Origin of the sequence: Roseivirga sp., assembly GCF_965216855.1 — a bacterium.
Classification (GTDB): domain Bacteria; phylum Bacteroidota; class Bacteroidia; order Cytophagales; family Cyclobacteriaceae; genus Roseivirga.
The window spans coordinates 475653-493071 of sequence record NZ_OZ244204.1 but is presented as its reverse complement, the minus strand read 5'-3'; the positions used below and the strand labels follow the sequence as shown (position 1 = coordinate 493071).

The following is a 17419-nucleotide window of genomic DNA, read 5'->3' as shown; positions in this document are numbered from 1 at the left end:
CCCCTCTTTTCTGAAATTGATATTCTTTATAAGTCAGTTGCTATAATTCCTCTCAGGGCGATCACATTGACTCTTGGTATATCTGCACCTCTTGAAGTATTTAATGCATCAATAATAAGGTTGGCAATTATACCTGCTCCTCTTGGATTAGGATGTATACCATCAGTTGAGAACACGCCATTTGGCGCAAAGTCAGGACGTAAGTTCTGCCCATCTACTTCAATTCCCAGTACTCCGTCTGCCTGATCAGCGGCTGCTGCGGCCATAGCGGCAAGCGCTGCGTTAGCACCGCTAGTTGGATCAATCAGGAAGCTGGCTAGAGCAGGAGAAAGACCAAAAAGGTCAGCAAATGCAGGCTGTACATCTACCAGGGTAATAGAACCATTGGCTTGTGCATTAATTCCTGCTACAACGCCAGCAATAGTAGCGTTGAATGTTGCTCTGGTACCAACAACAGTCTGGACTTCTGAAGCTGAAAGAATCAGGTTATCAGCAGCAGGTACAGTTACTCCAATAATGGCTGTTGCGCTGCCGCCAACTGTTGTACCCAATGAAGTTGCTGAAACCAACGTTGGCAGGTCATCTGAGGTAGCGGGTCTTGACTGTCCGTAAGGAGCCAAAGCCTGACGCTCAGCTGGTGTAATCAAGTTCAATGCAAGCAATATATCGAATTCACCGCCTGGTCGGTCATAGTCAACCAAGGCGTCATCTTCCATCAGTATTGGGTTTGCTCCAAGGGCATATGATACTTTCCTTGCATCAGCTTCTGCTTGAGATACATTGACTAGTGGAGAGGCCTGAGACACCTGAACCAAACCATCAAGTGCCCGATTAAGACCGGCAAAACCAGCATTTAATTGGTCAACCAGTGCCTGATTATCCATTGGAATGGCATTGTAAGGCACTGCTCTGAAGTATGGCAATAATACCATTGGAGGCAATGTCAGTACCACGCCTTGAGCTCCTGATTGTACCAGAGCACCCAACGATTGTTGCAATGCATCCTGGAAATCTGGTTGGCTTGTGATCAGTGATTCATTTGCTCCACCACCAACGGCATAACCTAAGATGTCATTATTACCTAACCAATAGGTAAAGAAAGTAGGAGAGGTAGCCAGGGCATCACCAAGTACCGTGCTTGTTCCTGGAGCGGTGGCGAATCTTGCATAGTAAGTATTCGCAGCCAATCCTGGGTTCAATGCATCAGTCACTTTCATGCCAGGTACACCGAAGTTATTCAGCTCGGCTTTATTACCTGCATAAGCAGTAGGTACCTCACCCGCTGTAGGGACTGGTCTCTGCTGAGCAAGACTCAACTGAAAACGTCCCAAATCATCGGATGTACCAGGGATACCATCTGGTCCCGGACCACTATATCCATTAGCCGAGTTGATGTCTGGTTGATTGAAAGTTCCTCCACCCACACCCTGGATTGCAAACTGTGTTGCCAACAGGTTAGGGAAGGAGTTGTTCTGTCCATCTGTGTAGAGGGCATTGTCCATGAAACCCGCAGTTAAGGAGTTACCAATAGACACGTAGTTGCTAAAGTCTACTACACCGGGGTCACCGGTTTGAGCCGCTGGAAGCGGATTAGCATCCTTTTGTTCCTGGATAATTACATCTGCTTCATCACATGAATAGGTGATAACAGCCAGAGGTAATAGGGCGAATATGTATTTTTTAATGCTTTTCATTTTCATTCTCAATTAATTGAAGAATTCGTCAAAAGTGATCTGGAAGTAGTAGATGCTACCCAATGTTGGGTTACCGAATGAGGTAGTATAGCGCTCATTCAGAATGTTGCTGGCTCCAAGTTTCAAAGTAGATTTCCACTCAGGAACTTTATAAGAGACCTGAGCATCGAGTGTTCCGAATTCAGGAATCACACCAACTCCGAAAGAAGACTCCCAAAGGAATGCCTGCTGCCATCTGTAGTTCACCTGGAATCCAAGTTTCTCAGTTACTTTTCTGTTTCCAAACTTCACATTGTAACGATACTTAGGTGTGTTATAAGAAGCTCTGAAGCCTTGAGCTAACAGGTCATTTTGTGAGATCAGTTCGTTGTAGGCAACGTTACCTCCTACGAAATAACCACCATTCATTGTATAGTCAACCTGAACTGCCCATCCCTGAGATTCCACATTACCATCTGCATTGATATCGAAGCCGAATCTTTGGGTAGGAACAGTACCGTCAACAATTTGCTGACGAATAGCCGCATCGTCATTTACTTTAGCACCAGTTAATCCGTTAGGAACAGCCTGAGTAAAGTCAATCTCTGCAATGAAGTCAGAGTATCTGCTGTAGTAGTAATATGCATCAACTAATAGTCTGCCATTCATGAACAGACCTTTATAACCTACTTCGAAAGTGTTTACTTTTTCTGTCTTGAAGTCATTGGCTACTCTGTCTTCCAATTGAAGGGCAGAAGGATCATCAGTTGCTCTTGCGAGTGCAACACTTTCAGAAGTGTAAGTATTTTGTGGGTTGAAGTTATATCTGTTTACCAACAGGTCATTGCTACCAATCAATCTTCTGGTTACCACATCAAGGTCAATGAACTGATCCTGAGTGGTAGGGATTCTAAAACCTCTCTGGAATGAACCTCTGATGTTGTGGTTGTTGGCAAGAGTACCAACCGCTGAGAATCTTGGAGAGAGCTGACCTTCGAAGAATTCGTTTTTGTCATATCTCAATGAACCCTGAAGTTTCAGGTTATCATCGATAAAGCTCTTAGAGATTTGAGTATAAGCACCCCACTCGTTGTAGCTGATTTCTTCTCCACTGTTGTCGAGAGCGAAAAGGGTACCTTCTGAATTCAGACTATAACGTCTCCAGTTAGCACCAACTACTACATCGGCCCAGTCGATTCTTTCACTAAGATCCCAGCTACCTTCAGCATGCCATAAGGCCGACTTGTCGAGGAACTTGGCGCCACCTTCAGCAATTGATCTGCCTCTTAAAACCTGAGAGAGTTGCTCGAACTGAGCTGAACCTGGCTGAGGTTGAACCGCATCGGCAGCTTGTCTTGCTGCTGCATGTGATTGCTCAATTGAAGCTCCGGTAAGTCTTGCACCAACGAATGTTTCAAGGTATGGACTAAGGTATGTTGCCTGGTTAATCAATGAGGCTAGCGTGTTAGCTGCGTAGCTATCGCCTGAATTTTCTTGTGTGGTATAGGCTCTTGCGTAGAACTCAGAACCTCTCAACTCTACTTTGGCAGTGGTGATAGAGAAGTTATCCAGAACGAAGCGGTCGTTAGCAGTATACACTGTGCTACCAGCACCGTAATTCAACTGACCAAACAGTTCCAGTTTATCATTCAGTCGGTAATGAAGGGCACCACCCAGTTTGATACTTTCAGTGCTATTATCTACAAAAGAGTTTTCAGTGAATCCTGTAGCTGTAAAGAAACCGTCTTGATTATCAGGAAGAAGAGTTCTGACAGCAGGAAGGGAAGTGTTACCACCTGCAATGGCGATGTCAGCAATGGCACCCACGGTGATACCGAAGTCACCATAAACATTCACACCATCATAAAATCTGTTATTGCCTCTTTCGGTAGCTCCACGCTCAACCACTCCGGCTGTTGCCAGTCCCTGGTCGCGTGTATCGACACCAACAAAGTCGGTGGCTTTCAAATATGATCCGGTTACTTTAAAGGCCAGTTTGTTATTGAATGACTTAGCCCATCTGAAACCATAATCCTGATAGAATTCCTGATTTTCAGTGGTGTTGTATTGAACATTGTTAAGTCCTGTTTTAGCATAAACACTCAAACCCTGATAGTCGAACGGGTTTTTAGAGTTAAGGAGTAAGATACCGTTAATGGCATTAGGACCGTAAAGGGCAGAAGCTGCACCAGGAATCAATTCAGCTGACTCGAGGTCCAGGTCATTGATACCCACGATATTACCCACTGCAAAGTTCAAACCTGGTGCCTGGTTATCGATACCATCGATCAACTGTACGAAACGGGTGTTACCATTGGCTCCGAAACCACGGGCGTTAATGGATTTAAACGTTAAACTTTGAGTACTGAAGTCGATACCTTTCAGGTTTGCCAAACCTTCGTAGAATGAAGGAGATGCAGTGGCCTTGATATCAAGGATGTCCATCTTCTCGATGGAGACAGGGGAGGTGAGGATGCTTTCTTCGACTCTCGAGGCCGAAACAACCACTTCCTGACCGAATATGATTTGCTCAATCATTCTAATCTCCAGTCCTGTGACATTGCTTTCCGTAATCTCTACCTCTTGCGGGGTGTATCCCACAAAAGAAAAGATCAAAGTAAGTGGAGCAGATTGATTGACTGTTAGGTTAAAGTCGCCTTGTGCGCTACTGATGGTTCCAACAACTTTGTCTTTCACCCGGATGTTCACACCCGGTAATGTCTGACCTGTGGCATCATCTACCACTCTACCGGAAATCTTTACCTGATCTTGCGCAAGGAGTGTAATCGATTGCATCAGGAAGAGGACCGGTAACAGACCTTTAAAAATTCTCTTCAAGTTCTTCATACTAAGGTTTTTGAAACAAATAAAGTTTGGCAGACCTATGATCTAGGAATTAAATCATAGGTATCTGTCCAAAAATACAATGTTTTTGATGTTTAAAAAGCCTATGCGGTAATTTTATTCGTCATGCATAACATTGTCATGCTTGCGAAAAGTTGTGGGTACAGGCCTTTTGGGGTGATAATTATTGCTGATTCTGGCCGTTTTCTTCTTCGAGGTGCTTTACCAGTTTATCGCAAAGCCTGTTCATGGCAGAAGACATGAATTCATCACCAGTTGAGTTTAAAATACTTTGCGCCAGTCCACCTAAACAATCTACATAGAAACGCTTCATTTCGTCAACAGGCATTTCTTTGTTCCATAGGTCAATGCGCAAAGTGCTGAGTGTGTTATGATCCCATATGGCCAGGTTGAAGGCTTTGGTTTCTTCTTCACCAGGAATATCCTTGTCGGTAGCATCCCAGGTAATGGTTTCAGGGATGGAGTCTTTGTCTAGTTTTATTTTCAGTCTGATTTCCGAATCTTTCATTGTCATTTTAGTTAATCTGCATTTCGGGTATGTCACCCTCTACTATTAGTTTACCGGCTGTAGCGGCTTTAATTTCTTCTACACTTACCCCCGGTGCTCTTTCGAGCAATTTAAAACCACCTTCGGGTAAAACATCTATTACCGCCATGTCGGTTACAATTTTCTTAACACAGCGGATTCCGGTAATGGGCAAGGTACATTCCTTCAGTAGTTTTGAGTCACCGCTTCGGCTACAATGCTGCATGGCTACGATAATGTTTTCTGCTGAAGCTACCAGGTCCATGGCACCACCCATGCCTTTTACCATTTTCCCAGGGATTTTCCAGTTGGCAATATCTCCGTTTTCCGATACTTCCATGGCGCCAAGAATAGTCAGGTCTACATGTCCGCCACGAATCATAGCGAAACTTTCGGCCGAACTGAAAAGCGAAGAACCCGCCATGGTCGTTACCGTTTGCTTGCCTGCGTTGATTAAGTCAGCATCGACTTCCTCTTCTTCAGGGAAGGGACCGATACCCAAAAGACCATTTTCCGACTGTAATACCACGTTGATATGGTCTGGGATGAAGTTGGCTACCAGGGTAGGAATACCAATGCCGAGATTGATGTATGTACCGTCCTGAACTTCTTGTGCTATTCTTTTCGCTATACCTATTTTATCTAATGCCATAGTATTAATTTGAAAGTTTGAAGGTGATCAATTAGGTGATTTGAAAATGGTCATTTGCTGCTTCCGATAATTTTTGAGATAATCTTTATGATCACTTGTAAATCTTCTACCAGTTTTGGACTGGAGGGGTAGTTTGGTGCAAATTCACATATTTTTAACCAGTACATAGTTTCATCTGCTTCTTTAGCGGCTATTTTAACTTATGAACAAAGTCTCTCTTGCTTTCTGCATTCTGTGCTTCTCTGGTATTTGCTCCTATACTCGTACCAGAAGCTAAGAGTTGTTTTGCAATTACATATTTCTTTTGTGATTCCAGTAATTCAACGAATGGAATAAGATCAATTGAAAATTGAAATGTCAGTTCAACAATCAAATTTGGCTTATCATTCCTCATTGCCGAATTATCAAATTACCAAATTTTCAAATCATCAAATTACCTAATCCTCGTAGTTCTCTGTTCTATTCTTTTTTCATAATTCACTCCCTGGAAAATGCGTTGCACGAAGATGCCGGGAGTATGGATATGGTTAGGATCCAGTTCTCCTACTTCGACCAACTCTTCCACTTCGGCAATTGTGATCTTACCGGCAGTAGCCATCATCGGGTTGAAGTTTCGGGCTGTTCCTTTAAAAACCAGATTACCCGCTTTATCACCCTTCCAGGCTTTCACCAGAGCGAAATCGGCACGCAACCAGGACTCCAACAGGTGTTTCTTGCCATCGAATTCGCGCACTTCTTTGCCTTCTGCTACTTCAGTACCGTAACCGGCAGGAGTGAAGAAGGCCGGAATACCTGCTCCACCGGCACGAATTCTTTCTGCCAATGTTCCTTGTGGTATCAGGTCTACTTCCAGCTCGCCTGATAATAACTGGCGTTCAAACTCTGCATTTTCACCCACATAAGAGGAGATCATCTTTTTAACCTGACGGGTTTTCAGCATAAGTCCAATGCCGAAATCATCGACTCCGGCATTGTTGGAAATACAGGTGAGGCCCGTAACTCCCTTTTTCACCAGAGCAGCGATGGCGTTTTCAGGTATTCCGCATAAGCCGAAGCCACCCAGCATCAGGGTAGCATTATCAGGAATGTCGGCAATTGCTTCATCAGCATTGTTGACTACCTTATTGATCATAGTGGTTTGTTTATAGTTTACTTAATCGCTCCTTAACAGCCGTTTTGTCATTGGCCAGCTGCGCTTTCAACTCATCGAGCGAATTGAATTTAATTTCCTTCCGAATCAAATCTACGAATTCGATTGTGATTTCGCTTTCATAGATATCCATGTCGAAGTCGAAAATGTTTACTTCAATGGTTTTGTTTTCACCACCAATAGTCGGTCGTTGACCTATGTTGAGCATGCCATCGTACTTGTTGTACTCGTGGCAGACTCTGACAGCATAGATGCCGTCTGATGGGATCAGCTTATAGTTTTCCTTCACCGAAATATTAGCGGTAGGGAAGCCCAGGGACCTGCCAATCTTTTCGCCATGTACCACGCGGCCGGTGAGGGCGTAATTTCTTCCTAAGTAAGTATTGGCCTGATGTACATCGCCCACTTCCAGCGCTCTGCGAATCTTGGTTGAACTGATGCCAATTTCATCAATATCCTGACGAGGGATTTCTTCCACCTCATAATGGTATTTCTCTGCAAAGGCATGAAGCTCTTCCAATCCGCCACTTCGGTTTTTGCCAAAGCGATGGTCATAGCCGATAATGATTTTTTTGGTTTTGATTCGCTCGTGAAGAATGACCCTGATGTATTCTTCAGGTATCATATGGGCAAATTCTTTGGTAAAGGGCACCTTCACCAGGTGGTCTATGCCGAAGTCTTCCAGCAGGTTGGCCTTTTCCGGGAAGGTAGAAAGTAACTGAAGAGAATGATCCCAGGGTTTGAGTACCAGTCTTGGATGTGGCCAGTAGGTAATGACTACCGTTTCGCCATTGACTCTTTTAGCTTCTTCCTGTAACCTGGAAAGTATTTTCTGATGACCGATGTGCACACCATCGAAAGTGCCTGAGGTGACCACGGCATTTTGAATATCCCTGATAGCTTCTGTTCCCAGGTGAATCTTCATGAGAGCTCTTTTAAATAATTGATTAACTCTTCGAGTTGGTATGCTTGTTCAACACGGAATTCACCAATTCTGGTTCTCCTTAGGCTGCTTAAATGAGCTCCGACACCAAGGGCTTCTCCCAGGTCATGGGCCAGGCTTCTGATGTATGTTCCTTTAGAGCAAACCACTCTGAATTCAAGTATAGGCAAATCTACTTTGGTGAATTCAAATTCAGAAATAATAACACGTCTGGATTTCAACTTAACGTCTTCTCCTTTACGTGCCAGTTCATAAACGCGTTTGCCATCCACTTTAATGGCTGAATGGATAGGAGGAGTCTGGTCAATTTCTCCGACAAACTGAACTCTGGCACTCTCCAGGTCTGCTTCGGTAAGATGGTCTATGGCTACAGGCTCTGAAGGTTCACTTTCCAGATCATAAGTAGGGGTCGTCTGGCCAATGGTTATGGTGCCGGTATATTCTTTCTCTTGTCCCATGTAGGACTCAATAGACTTGGTCTTCTTTCCCGTGCAGACAATGAGGAGTCCGGTGGCCAATGGGTCTAAGGTTCCGGCATGGCCTACCTTCTTGATGCGAATATTATTTCTGACTTTTTTAACGACATCGAACGATGTCCATTCCAATGGTTTATCGATCAATATGACCTGGCCAGCCAGGAAATTGTCTTGCTTACTTAGTTCGGGATCTAAATCGAGCATTAAATCAAAGTGTAGATGATGGCAATAATACCAACAATCATGCAGTAGAAGGAGAAATATTTGAGCTGACTTTTCTTCACCAGGGCAATCATCCACTGACAGGCAAGCAGTCCGGCAATAAAGGCGGCAATGAAACCGATAATCAGCAGGCCTGTATTGGTTTGTGTACTTCCGAGGTCACCACTCAATATATCTTTGGCCATTTTACCCAGGATAAGTGGCACCACCATCAGGAAAGAGAATCGGGCAGCTTTCTGTCTGTCAACACCTAAAAGTACTGAGGTAGAAATGGTCGCGCCTGATCTAGAGATACCTGGCAGAATGGCAATGGCCTGAGCAATACCGATGATAAAGGCTTTTTGGTAAGAAACAGGGTTCAGGGTGCTTTTGGCCCGGTCAGCTAAAAACAGCAGGCCGGCTGTGACAATCAGCATACAACCTACCAGAAGAATTTGTCCGCCAAAGAACTGCTCTATCTGGTCTTCCAGTAATACGCCCACTGCGGCAGCAGGAATCATGGATAGCACAATCTTCAATGAAAACTGAAACTGTTCGTTGTTTTTGACCTGTAACAGGCCCCTGAGAATTTCGGCAATGTCTTTTCTGAAAATAACAATGGTGCTGAGTGCTGTTGCTGCATGTAGTACCACCGTCATCATCAGGCTCTCCTCCGGAAGACTGTTGTCTCCAAACATAGCCTTGGTAAGCTCTAAGTGTCCGCTGCTGCTAACGGGTAAAAATTCAGTGAGTCCCTGTACAATGCCAAGGATGAGGGCTTCGAACCAGCTCATTTATTTCGACTTTTTGAAAATAGCGAAGAACTCTAAAATGAAACCAGCCATAATGATTATGGGACCGAGGGTGAGGCCAAGGAATCCCTGGCCATGTTGCTCACCATCGAGCGACATGACAATGAATCCAAGGAGGATCAATCCCAGTCCAATGAGCATCCACTTATAGTTTTCTTTGCTGAAGGCGAAGTTGTTCTTTTTCTTTTCTGACATGCTAGTAAAGTTCGTCTAAAGACATTTTCAGATACTTGTTCATGGCTTTGACGGTGCTAAAGTAAGAGATTAATGCACCCAATAAAACCAAAATACCATAAAGGGCTAAGATGAGTTCTTCCTGCTGAAGTTCTTCTAAACCTTCAATTCTCTGATTGGCATAGAATTTTAATCCGAAGAGCAGGGCAGAAGCAATCAATCCGGCTATTGCACCATGTAAGAGCGACCTGGAAAGGAAAGGTTTCTTAATGAAAGTGCTCTTGGCACCCACCAGCTGCATACTTCTGATGAGAAAACGCTGGGAAAACAGGGCCAACTTGATAGAGTTGTTGATTAACAAAGTGACAATGATCACCAGCAGCACGGCAATGCCTACCAGTATCAGACTGATTTTGGTCAGGTTGCTGTTAATGGAGTCTACCAGGTTCTTCACATAAGTGACCTCATAAACCCCGCTGATGTTCTGTATAGAGTTAGCAATGCTATCCAGCTGGCTATTCGACTGATAGCTTTCATCAATCTTAAGGGTGTAGGCATCTCTTAAAGGGTTTTCACCCAGAAATTCGGTAAAGTCTTCTCCCGTTTCTTCAATAAACTGTTTGGCTGCCTCATCTTTAGAAATGAAAGTAACAGGACTTTCACCTTCAACTTGCAGGGTGTAGGGACTGGTAGAGAGCTCACTCTGAATTCTATTGCGCTGGCTGGCAGAAAGATCTTTATCCAGATAAACCTGTAATTCTATGTTTTGCTTAATGATAGAGGTAAGGCGGTTGGCCTGAAGAATAACGGTTCCGAATAAACCAATCACAAAGAGCGCGAGAGTGGCACTGAAGATGACACTGATATAATGATATGATCCGAGTTTCTTTTTGCGCTTATGCTTTTTGATTTCTTTAGCCAAGGGTGGATGTTTTGCGATCAAAAATAGTAATTAATTCAAAAGGGTAACTGAGGGGAGTTGTTAATATTGTTTAAGTGGGTTATAGTTGATGTTTAAGACCAAAAGTTTAGATTGAGTTTGTAGTTTGAGGGCTTTTGAGATTTTGAATTAATATTATTGTTAATGGATTAGAAGAGCTATATCTATGTTCATTCTTACATAGAATTAATTATGTCCTCATTGCTTCGAAAGTTTCCTAATCCCAGCGAATCAAACTCATCTTTTTCGCCAATTCTAGAAACGCCTAGCTGTTCAAGAATTCTGTTAACAGCCGTCTTTCCCTGAGGGATTTGTTGATATGAATTATCTCTTTCAATCCAGACGATTTCAGTTTTTAAGGGGCCCATCTTCATTTTTTGATTTTCAAAGAGAATACCAGTCTGAACACCTGCACCTCCCCAATAGTCGGTTTCGATATACGCAACCCTTGAATTATGAGATTTATGCATTAACAATTCTTCCACAGAGGAACTCAAGAATTTAAATTCATCAAATGAATCTACTTTTCTGATGTTAACTAGGTCATTTATGTCATCAAAAAAATTAGTGGTCATGGGTATCAAAGAAAAACCTTGGGAAAGAGTTAACTTATTTCCATAAATCCAATCTGACTCAATACTCTCAATGATTGAATCCTCCGCTATAATAACTTCAATGAAGTGTCTCATACTTCATGTGCTAATCATTCCCATATCACAAAGGGCTAAATTTATATCTTGCTTTTACTGAACTTTCTCTGGCCTTTCACCAATAATATTTCTACAAAGTTCTATGACTATTCTCTTTTTGATTCTGTTGATTTTCGAATATATCCAAGCTCATCACTTTTCTCTAATAAATGTATAATAATAAGCAACAAGCCTCAGCTTTCGCCAAGGCTTGTCCTGTTGTAAGATGTGATATAGTTGAGTGTCGCGGTTTATTTTTTCACGTACTGCACCTGTTTGATCCTGTCACCATTCAGCATTAGACTACCATCTTTGAATATCAGGCTGTAAAAATCGACAAGCATCTTTTCACCGGATACGAGCAGGCCTTTGGTAACATAGTCTTCCCTGAATTTTACTTCGTAATTCATCCCCTCAATATGCCTGAGTATAATGCTGGTGTTGGTCTCAGCATTCAGGTATTCTCCATTGAATTGCCTGAAGTCAAACCCATCATCCAGGCTACCTGCTTTGGTTGCTGAATAGGGGTTGTGGGTAGTGTAATAAACCGTTACCTGCAGTTGACCTTTGGAATTAGTGGTAAACTCCTGTTTAAAATCCGGATCATACTTCTGGCGGAAAATATTATCTGCTTCACGCTCCAATTCAATATCGCCTCGGCCTACTCTCTTCAGAAAGACTTTGCCACCCCTCTTCTCAAAGGTAAATGCAAAATCACTCTCTGTTAAATAGGTGCCCAGGACTTCATCTTCACTCACATATGGCCCAACACTGGCTGGTTTAGTTACCAGATACTCTTCTGCCGATTTCAGATCGAAAAACACATCAGCCATTTGTCTGGTCTGACTGAAAGGAATGGCTTTGCCCGTATTGGTCATTGTAATCATGGAAGTGTTGGTCTCAGGAAACCTGATGACAGTGGCTTTCCAGGCACCGGTGGCACCTTCATGAAAATGGAATGGCATGCCCTTATACTCTCCAAATTCTAGCCCATAGCCATAATTGGTAAACTTTGAGCCTTTAATATGTTGCTGACTTTGGTCGATAATTCTTCTGCTGAAGGTTGTTTCACTCTTGCCTTGTACCAGCCTTTCCCATTGAATTTGGTCTTCAAGGGTTGAAAAGATGTTACCGTCTCCACAGGCATTCCAGATCCAGTCATAGGTGGTCCAGGTGCCGAAATTGAAGTAAGATCTGGCGATAGGCCCACGGATTTTACCGGCATTATCTACAAATGAAGTGTTAGGCATGTTCAGCTGTCTGAACATGTCATTGGTATATTCCACAAAACTTTGCTGCGATACTTGCTCAATCAGGAGTGCCAGCAATACGTAATTGGAGTTACTGTACAGGTATTTTGTGCCGGGTTCGAAATTCAGACCTGACTGCTTTACCAGTAGGTTCAGTACATCCTGATTGTCGAAAGACTTTTCCCACCAGGTACTTCCCTGTAAAGACATTAGATCATAGAAATCTCTGATGCCACTGGTGTGGTTGAGCAGATGCTGTACTGTGATTTTCGACTTCAAATCAGGGAGCAGGTTAGGGAACCACTGTCTGATATCATCTGAAAGTTTCAGGTCCTTGCTGTCTATCAGTGAGAGGACTGCCAATGCTGTGAATTGCTTACCGTTGGAAGCTATGTTGAACCTGGTAGACTCTCCGATCATTGAGCTGTCAGAAAGGTCAGCCAGGCCCGCATATTTCTTATAGATAATCTTGCCATCCTGAATAATGGCGGTGGCAATACCGGGGGCATTTTCAGGCACATCCTGGGTGGCAATTTCATCAAGACGTTGTTTTTGTTCAGGGGTTAAGCGCTGTTGAGTTTGTGCACATGACCAGGTAGAATACATCAACAGGATGCTTAGAAATAGTGTTCTCATTTTGAATTTTTTGAACAAAGGTGGCCTTCTCCAGCCCGTTCTGCGCTTTAAATCCTGATTTGACACCTATTTTCCGCTTAGTTTTTCAATGTATTCTTTGGGCGTAAGCGAAGTAGATCTTTTGAATGCTCTGTTGAAGGTAGATTTAGAATTAAAGCCACACTCCAGGGCTAAGGCAAGTAGCGTTTTGGTATGGTGCTCTCCGGCTTCAAGCTTCAGTAATAGCGCCTTGAGTCTGTAGTGATTAACAAAGTCATTGAAGTTCATGTTAAAGCCCTGATTAATGACCTGTGAGATGTTTCTGGAGTGAGTGCCTAATTGACTACTGATGTCTGATATAACCAGCTCCGGATTCTCATACATTTTTTCATTCAGCATCAGCCTTTCTATTTTTTCCTTCCAGGCATCCAGGTCTTGAATTTCACTTTTCTCTTCCGCTGACTTTTGAGTAGAAGTGGAGCTATCGGTCTCAATCGTTGGAAACTTCAGATCATCTTCCGAATCTATAGGAGAATCCCTGAACGAGGTAGCCGAAATAAGCGAGTTGGTATAACCGCTAACCGATACATAATAGAAGAGAAGCGAGAAACTTAAATAATACCAGAACTTTCTGCCGAACTCATCCCACTCGGGGTTGACTACAAAAAACACCAGGCGAATAGCAATGAGTACTAAAAAGGCGATAAGAAACCTTTTAGCCCACTTGAACATCACCTGGTCTGCAAAACTCAGAACATTGTAGGTGATAGCTTTATATCTATAGTATGTTTTCAGACTGATGGTCAGGTAATAGGTGAGGAAGCAGAGACCTGCTATCTGGTACCAGGAAGAAAAGTCTTTATCCCGGCCATCGGCATAGAAATAATATTCATTTAGAAAGACCTTATCGGTAAGGAAGATCACCAGGGAATAGATCAGGTAAGCGGCTGCCGGTATAAAATGCAAATAGTCCCATGCAGTGAACTTAAATGACCTATCGAGCAGAGTCTTAATATAGAAGTACAGGACAGGAGGTAATAACAACAGTTGCTGAAAAGGGATGTAAAAAAGGAAGTCTCTGTAGGGTTGCCCTGAATACCATCCCGCATAGCCCAACATAAAAGGAGTGATGTACAAGGCGCACAGGAAAGTGAACAAACTTAACCAGAGACTAGACTTGTTTTCTGTTTGAATGCCTTTGATCAATAGCGTGACAGAAAAGACTATTCCGTGAAAAAAGAAGATGAGTAGAATCGAACTTTTTAAGCCAAAGGAAAAAAGCATTAATCTTGTTTTGCGGTATTAGGAATTAAAAGGCATTAAAACAGGGCCTAAATCTACACTTTGGACGTCAGATTGTCTAAAAGTGGCTGTGTTTTTCCAATCACAGGTCTGGTAACTCCGGAAATGCTTGGAGGTTACAGTGAGCAGGGGTATGCAATGACCTGCTGGAAGGGGAGTAGAAAATAAAAGGCACCGAATACCATTGGTGCCCGGTGCCTAAGATGTAAGAATTCCTTAGAGTAAACTGGCAATTACCCATTTGAGGGTATCTGTGATGGCTGTAATCGATCCATCTACAATTTTACCAACCAGCTCTTTTGTTACCTGATTATCGTCATCAGAGGAGGCTACCATAAAGATGTTGTTCTTATCGTCCTTACCGAAGCCCATGCTGAATGATCCCGGATTGACCAGGTCACCAACGCTGATACTCAAACCTCCCATAGGAGCTTCTCCAATCCAGCCGATGGTCAGCAAGATGTAGTCAGGTCTTTCTATGTGAAACCATTCTGTAGTACCGGCCTGAATGTAGCCTTTCTTTGAGTTGCCCGCATCATCGGTAACAGTGAAGTAAAGGTTGACCGCCATAGTATCGCCATCATCTTTCCATTCTGCCTGAATATCAGAGGCAGCTAAAGCATAACCTACCTGATCAGGAGAAGAAATGGTGTACGGTACAGATCCGAAATCGAGACTGAAACCGTCCGGCACGTTAACGTTTTCGATTTTTGTTACTTCAACTTTCCAGTTGTTCGGGAGTGCTGTCAGGTAGACATAGTACCCAACTTTTCCAATTGCCATATGTGTGTGTTTAAATTAATAATGTGTTTTTACGGCTCTGAAGTTAGGGTAGGTATTTAGTATTCCCAAGCACAATTTGTTTTTCGTACAGGGTTTAGATATGCATATGACCTGTCGGATCCATGAGAGGTAAAAGCCAGTCGTTTGTGTATGGCGAAGAGTGATAAAGGTTATGGGCTTCCTATTCCTTTTCGAGGTAAGCAATTAAGCTCATCAAAGTTTGTTCATTGGCTGGGATAAAGTAATTCATCAATGACAGGTATTTGGATGTGTTTTTATAGCCAATCCCGTATGATTTAATTGAGGTATGTCCGTCTTCCGTCTCGTCAAAATAAATGACGTTATAAAAATCATGGGCGTCATCTTTCATAAATTCCGGGAAATTGTCGGTTATTTCTGCCTGAAGGGTTAGCAGTCTTTTCGGTACATAGTTGATGATATGGGTAACAATGGTAGTGCTGTCTCCGATTTGCCCCTCTTCATTGTAATTGGTTTTGATATAGCCACCTACTTTTAAGTCAACTTCAGCAAGAGGAACGGCCCAGTTTTCCCATCCCTTTTTTGTGGTATAGGCCTCCCAAACCAAATCAATAGGTGCTTTGACAGTCAATTCCTGAATTAAAACCAATTCGGGGGATTTTGTGGAGTCTATTTTTGATACAACTCTTTTGTCCTGTCCAAATGTGAGTGAGCTAAGCAAGATCAGATAAAGAAGGATGAATGTTTTTTTCATATCAGCTCATTTAAATATCAGGCCTTTTTGCCTCCCTGATGAGGTAGTTGATTCATTATAATTCAACTCAAATTAACAAATCTATTTTTATCTCAAGGTGACTCCGTTGACTATCAACATTCTCATCAGGATTGCAAAGCGAGTCATCGATTCTCATTTCAACTACTTTTCATCTTTTCTATGCTGGCCAGCATGCTCAGTGGCAAGGCTCTAAAGGGAAGTTATGGCTGGTTGAGGTTTGCTGAGCATGACAAGTCTATTTAAAAAACATATTAGATGAAATATTTTATTTTACATGATTAAGTAAATTAATTACAGATGGATTTATAAAAATTGTGCTTTGACCAATAACCTCCTGTATGTACTATTAGGCTATTTGGCTTGTTCAGTCTTTTCTGTGCTCTTTAATATGGGGCTTTCTACACTGAGTGAGCAGGTGCCTTTTTTGTGGCTCACGGTCCCTCCGTTGGTAATGCTGCTACTTGCCTTGCTAGTTTGTTTTGAGTTGGTCAGAGGTTTTGCCAGCGTAGTAGTACTGGCTATTGTGATACTTCAAGTCAAGAGTGAATCTTTGTTGTTGTATTTCGATGTCTGTCATGTGAATGATCAACATTCAATTTATAGCGGTCTTCTGGCATCAGTTTGCTTAGCTGTGGTTATCTTTCTCTTCGTGAGAGCAGTCCGGCATAAAACCATCCAAAAGTCAGGTATGTGGATGTCTATATTGATTGCGTTGGTTTTTGAAGTGTTTTCGAGAATCTCATTTCTGAGTATTTCCGGTTGGCTTTACTCGTTGTTTGAATTTTAAACTACCCTATGAAGGAAGGTATTAATAAAGGTAAACATGCAATGGGATATGTGTGGTCTTGACCAAATGCCAAGACCAATTGGGCAAATCAATGCGGTGATCTGAGTTCTACGCAGACATAGACGTGTGAAAATACTTTTCAAGAATGGATTCTACCAAAACAGGCACGGCATCAAATGCCTTACGTTTTGAGTTTTCATGTCGTTTGTCTTTAAATTCCTGGTATTCAATGCCTATATGGTAAAAGTCTTGCTTTGAGTTGACGCCCAGATAATGTGCGCAAGCTTTAATATGAGGCACTAAGTGACCGGAATCTTCGCGAATACCACCTTTCTCGAAACCAAATTCACCGGAGGAGGTCATCAAGACCAGCACTTTGTCTTTTAAAATGGGCTCAATCGGAAAGTCTCCACGATTTAGGTCAAAAGAAAAGGTTTTATTGATTCTGGCTAATTGGTCGAACCAGGCCTTAAGGTTCGCGGGCATACCATAATTGTACATTGGAGCACCTATGAGTATTAAATTGGCCTTTTCGATCTGAGCAATATATTCTTCAGACTTTGAAAGTGCGGTGATTTCCTGGGCCGTAAGTGTCGTTTTACTAAATGCACCGGAAATCCACTCGGGTGATACAAAGGGAGGTGCAGACTTGATTAGGTCTAATGTTTCGACTTCAACATAAGGATGACTTGCACTGATGTTTTCTATAAAAGTATTGGAGAGCATTCTGGTGAGTGACCTGTCCATACTGGCACTCGACTGAAGGTTAAGGATTCTGATTTTCATTTGTTCTACTTTTAATGAGTAGCAAATGTCAGCCTCTTACT

Annotated in this window: 18 protein-coding genes; 1 reads left to right on the top strand and 17 read right to left on the bottom strand. The window is 42.7% G+C overall.

All coding sequences use genetic code 11. From position 1 onward, the window contains the following. Positions 1-26: 26 nt before the first annotated feature. The 16 genes from ACOOEY_RS02185 to ACOOEY_RS02110 all read right to left on the bottom strand — a co-directional run bounded on the left by ACOOEY_RS02185 (position 27) and on the right by ACOOEY_RS02110 (position 15784). A complete protein-coding gene (locus ACOOEY_RS02185) occupies positions 27-1694 on the bottom strand; it encodes a hypothetical protein (RefSeq protein ID WP_420387034.1) in 1668 nt (555 codons plus the stop codon). A 12-nt stretch (positions 1695-1706) separates the two neighbouring features. Continuing rightward, positions 1707-4520 (bottom strand): TonB-dependent receptor, encoded by a 2814-nt coding sequence (locus ACOOEY_RS02180; RefSeq protein ID WP_420387033.1) that lies wholly within the window; start codon positions 4518-4520, stop codon positions 1707-1709. A gap of 181 nt (positions 4521-4701) precedes the next feature. Further along, a complete protein-coding gene (gldC, locus tag ACOOEY_RS02175) occupies positions 4702-5046 on the bottom strand; it encodes a gliding motility protein GldC (RefSeq protein ID WP_420387032.1) in 345 nt (114 codons plus the stop codon). A 7-nt stretch (positions 5047-5053) separates the two neighbouring features. After that, on the bottom strand, positions 5054-5716 hold the full coding sequence (locus tag ACOOEY_RS02170) for a 3-oxoacid CoA-transferase subunit B (protein WP_420387031.1): 663 nt from the start codon (positions 5714-5716) through the stop codon (positions 5054-5056). Between the two features lie 190 nt (positions 5717-5906). Beyond that, complete coding sequence (locus ACOOEY_RS02165; RefSeq protein ID WP_420387030.1) at positions 5907-6110, bottom strand: four helix bundle protein; 204 nt, start codon at positions 6108-6110, stop codon at positions 5907-5909. Between the two features lie 39 nt (positions 6111-6149). Further along, positions 6150-6848: a CoA transferase subunit A gene (locus tag ACOOEY_RS02160; RefSeq protein WP_420387029.1), complete on the bottom strand. Its 699-nt coding sequence runs from the start codon at positions 6846-6848 to the stop codon at positions 6150-6152. A gap of 10 nt (positions 6849-6858) precedes the next feature. Further along, positions 6859-7791, bottom strand: coding sequence for a bifunctional riboflavin kinase/FAD synthetase (locus tag ACOOEY_RS02155; protein ID WP_420387028.1), 933 nt, complete (start codon positions 7789-7791; stop codon positions 6859-6861). Continuing rightward, positions 7788-8489: a tRNA pseudouridine(55) synthase TruB gene (truB, locus tag ACOOEY_RS02150; RefSeq protein ID WP_420387027.1), complete on the bottom strand. Its 702-nt coding sequence runs from the start codon at positions 8487-8489 to the stop codon at positions 7788-7790. Before truB ends, ACOOEY_RS02155 begins: the two co-directional genes overlap by 4 nt. Continuing rightward, entirely contained in the window at positions 8489-9280 is a 792-nt protein-coding gene (locus ACOOEY_RS02145) for an undecaprenyl-diphosphate phosphatase (RefSeq protein ID WP_420387026.1), read from the bottom strand. The genes truB and ACOOEY_RS02145 overlap by 1 nt, the downstream gene beginning before the upstream one ends. Further along, positions 9281-9493 carry a DUF3098 domain-containing protein gene (locus tag ACOOEY_RS02140; protein ID WP_420387025.1) on the bottom strand — a complete coding sequence of 71 codons (213 nt, stop codon included), beginning with the start codon at positions 9491-9493 and terminating at the stop codon, positions 9281-9283. It abuts the gene before it with no gap. Between the two features lies 1 nt (position 9494). Next, positions 9495-10394, bottom strand: a complete 900-nt coding sequence (locus ACOOEY_RS02135) for a cell division protein FtsX (protein ID WP_420387024.1) — start codon at positions 10392-10394, stop codon at positions 9495-9497. Between the two features lie 194 nt (positions 10395-10588). Next, entirely contained in the window at positions 10589-11101 is a 513-nt protein-coding gene (locus tag ACOOEY_RS02130; RefSeq protein ID WP_420387023.1) for a hypothetical protein, read from the bottom strand. Positions 11102-11352: 251 nt separating this feature from the next. Continuing rightward, entirely contained in the window at positions 11353-12987 is a 1635-nt protein-coding gene (locus ACOOEY_RS02125) for a serine hydrolase domain-containing protein (protein ID WP_420387022.1), read from the bottom strand. A 66-nt stretch (positions 12988-13053) separates the two neighbouring features. Next, on the bottom strand, positions 13054-14250 hold the full coding sequence (locus ACOOEY_RS02120) for a helix-turn-helix domain-containing protein (RefSeq protein WP_420387021.1): 1197 nt from the start codon (positions 14248-14250) through the stop codon (positions 13054-13056). A gap of 234 nt (positions 14251-14484) precedes the next feature. Continuing rightward, positions 14485-15051, bottom strand: a complete 567-nt coding sequence (locus ACOOEY_RS02115) for a hypothetical protein (RefSeq protein ID WP_420387020.1) — start codon at positions 15049-15051, stop codon at positions 14485-14487. Positions 15052-15232: 181 nt separating this feature from the next. Beyond that, complete coding sequence (locus tag ACOOEY_RS02110; RefSeq protein WP_420387019.1) at positions 15233-15784, bottom strand: SRPBCC family protein; 552 nt, start codon at positions 15782-15784, stop codon at positions 15233-15235. A 340-nt stretch (positions 15785-16124) separates the two neighbouring features. Here ACOOEY_RS02110 and ACOOEY_RS02105 point away from each other — a divergent pair, with 340 nt between their 5' ends. Next, entirely contained in the window at positions 16125-16592 is a 468-nt protein-coding gene (locus ACOOEY_RS02105) for a hypothetical protein (RefSeq protein WP_420387018.1), read from the top strand. A 108-nt stretch (positions 16593-16700) separates the two neighbouring features. Here ACOOEY_RS02105 and ACOOEY_RS02100 read toward each other — a convergent pair whose 3' ends face one another. Then, positions 16701-17378: an FMN-dependent NADH-azoreductase gene (locus ACOOEY_RS02100; protein ID WP_420387017.1), complete on the bottom strand. Its 678-nt coding sequence runs from the start codon at positions 17376-17378 to the stop codon at positions 16701-16703. Between the last annotated feature and the right edge of the window lie 41 nt (positions 17379-17419).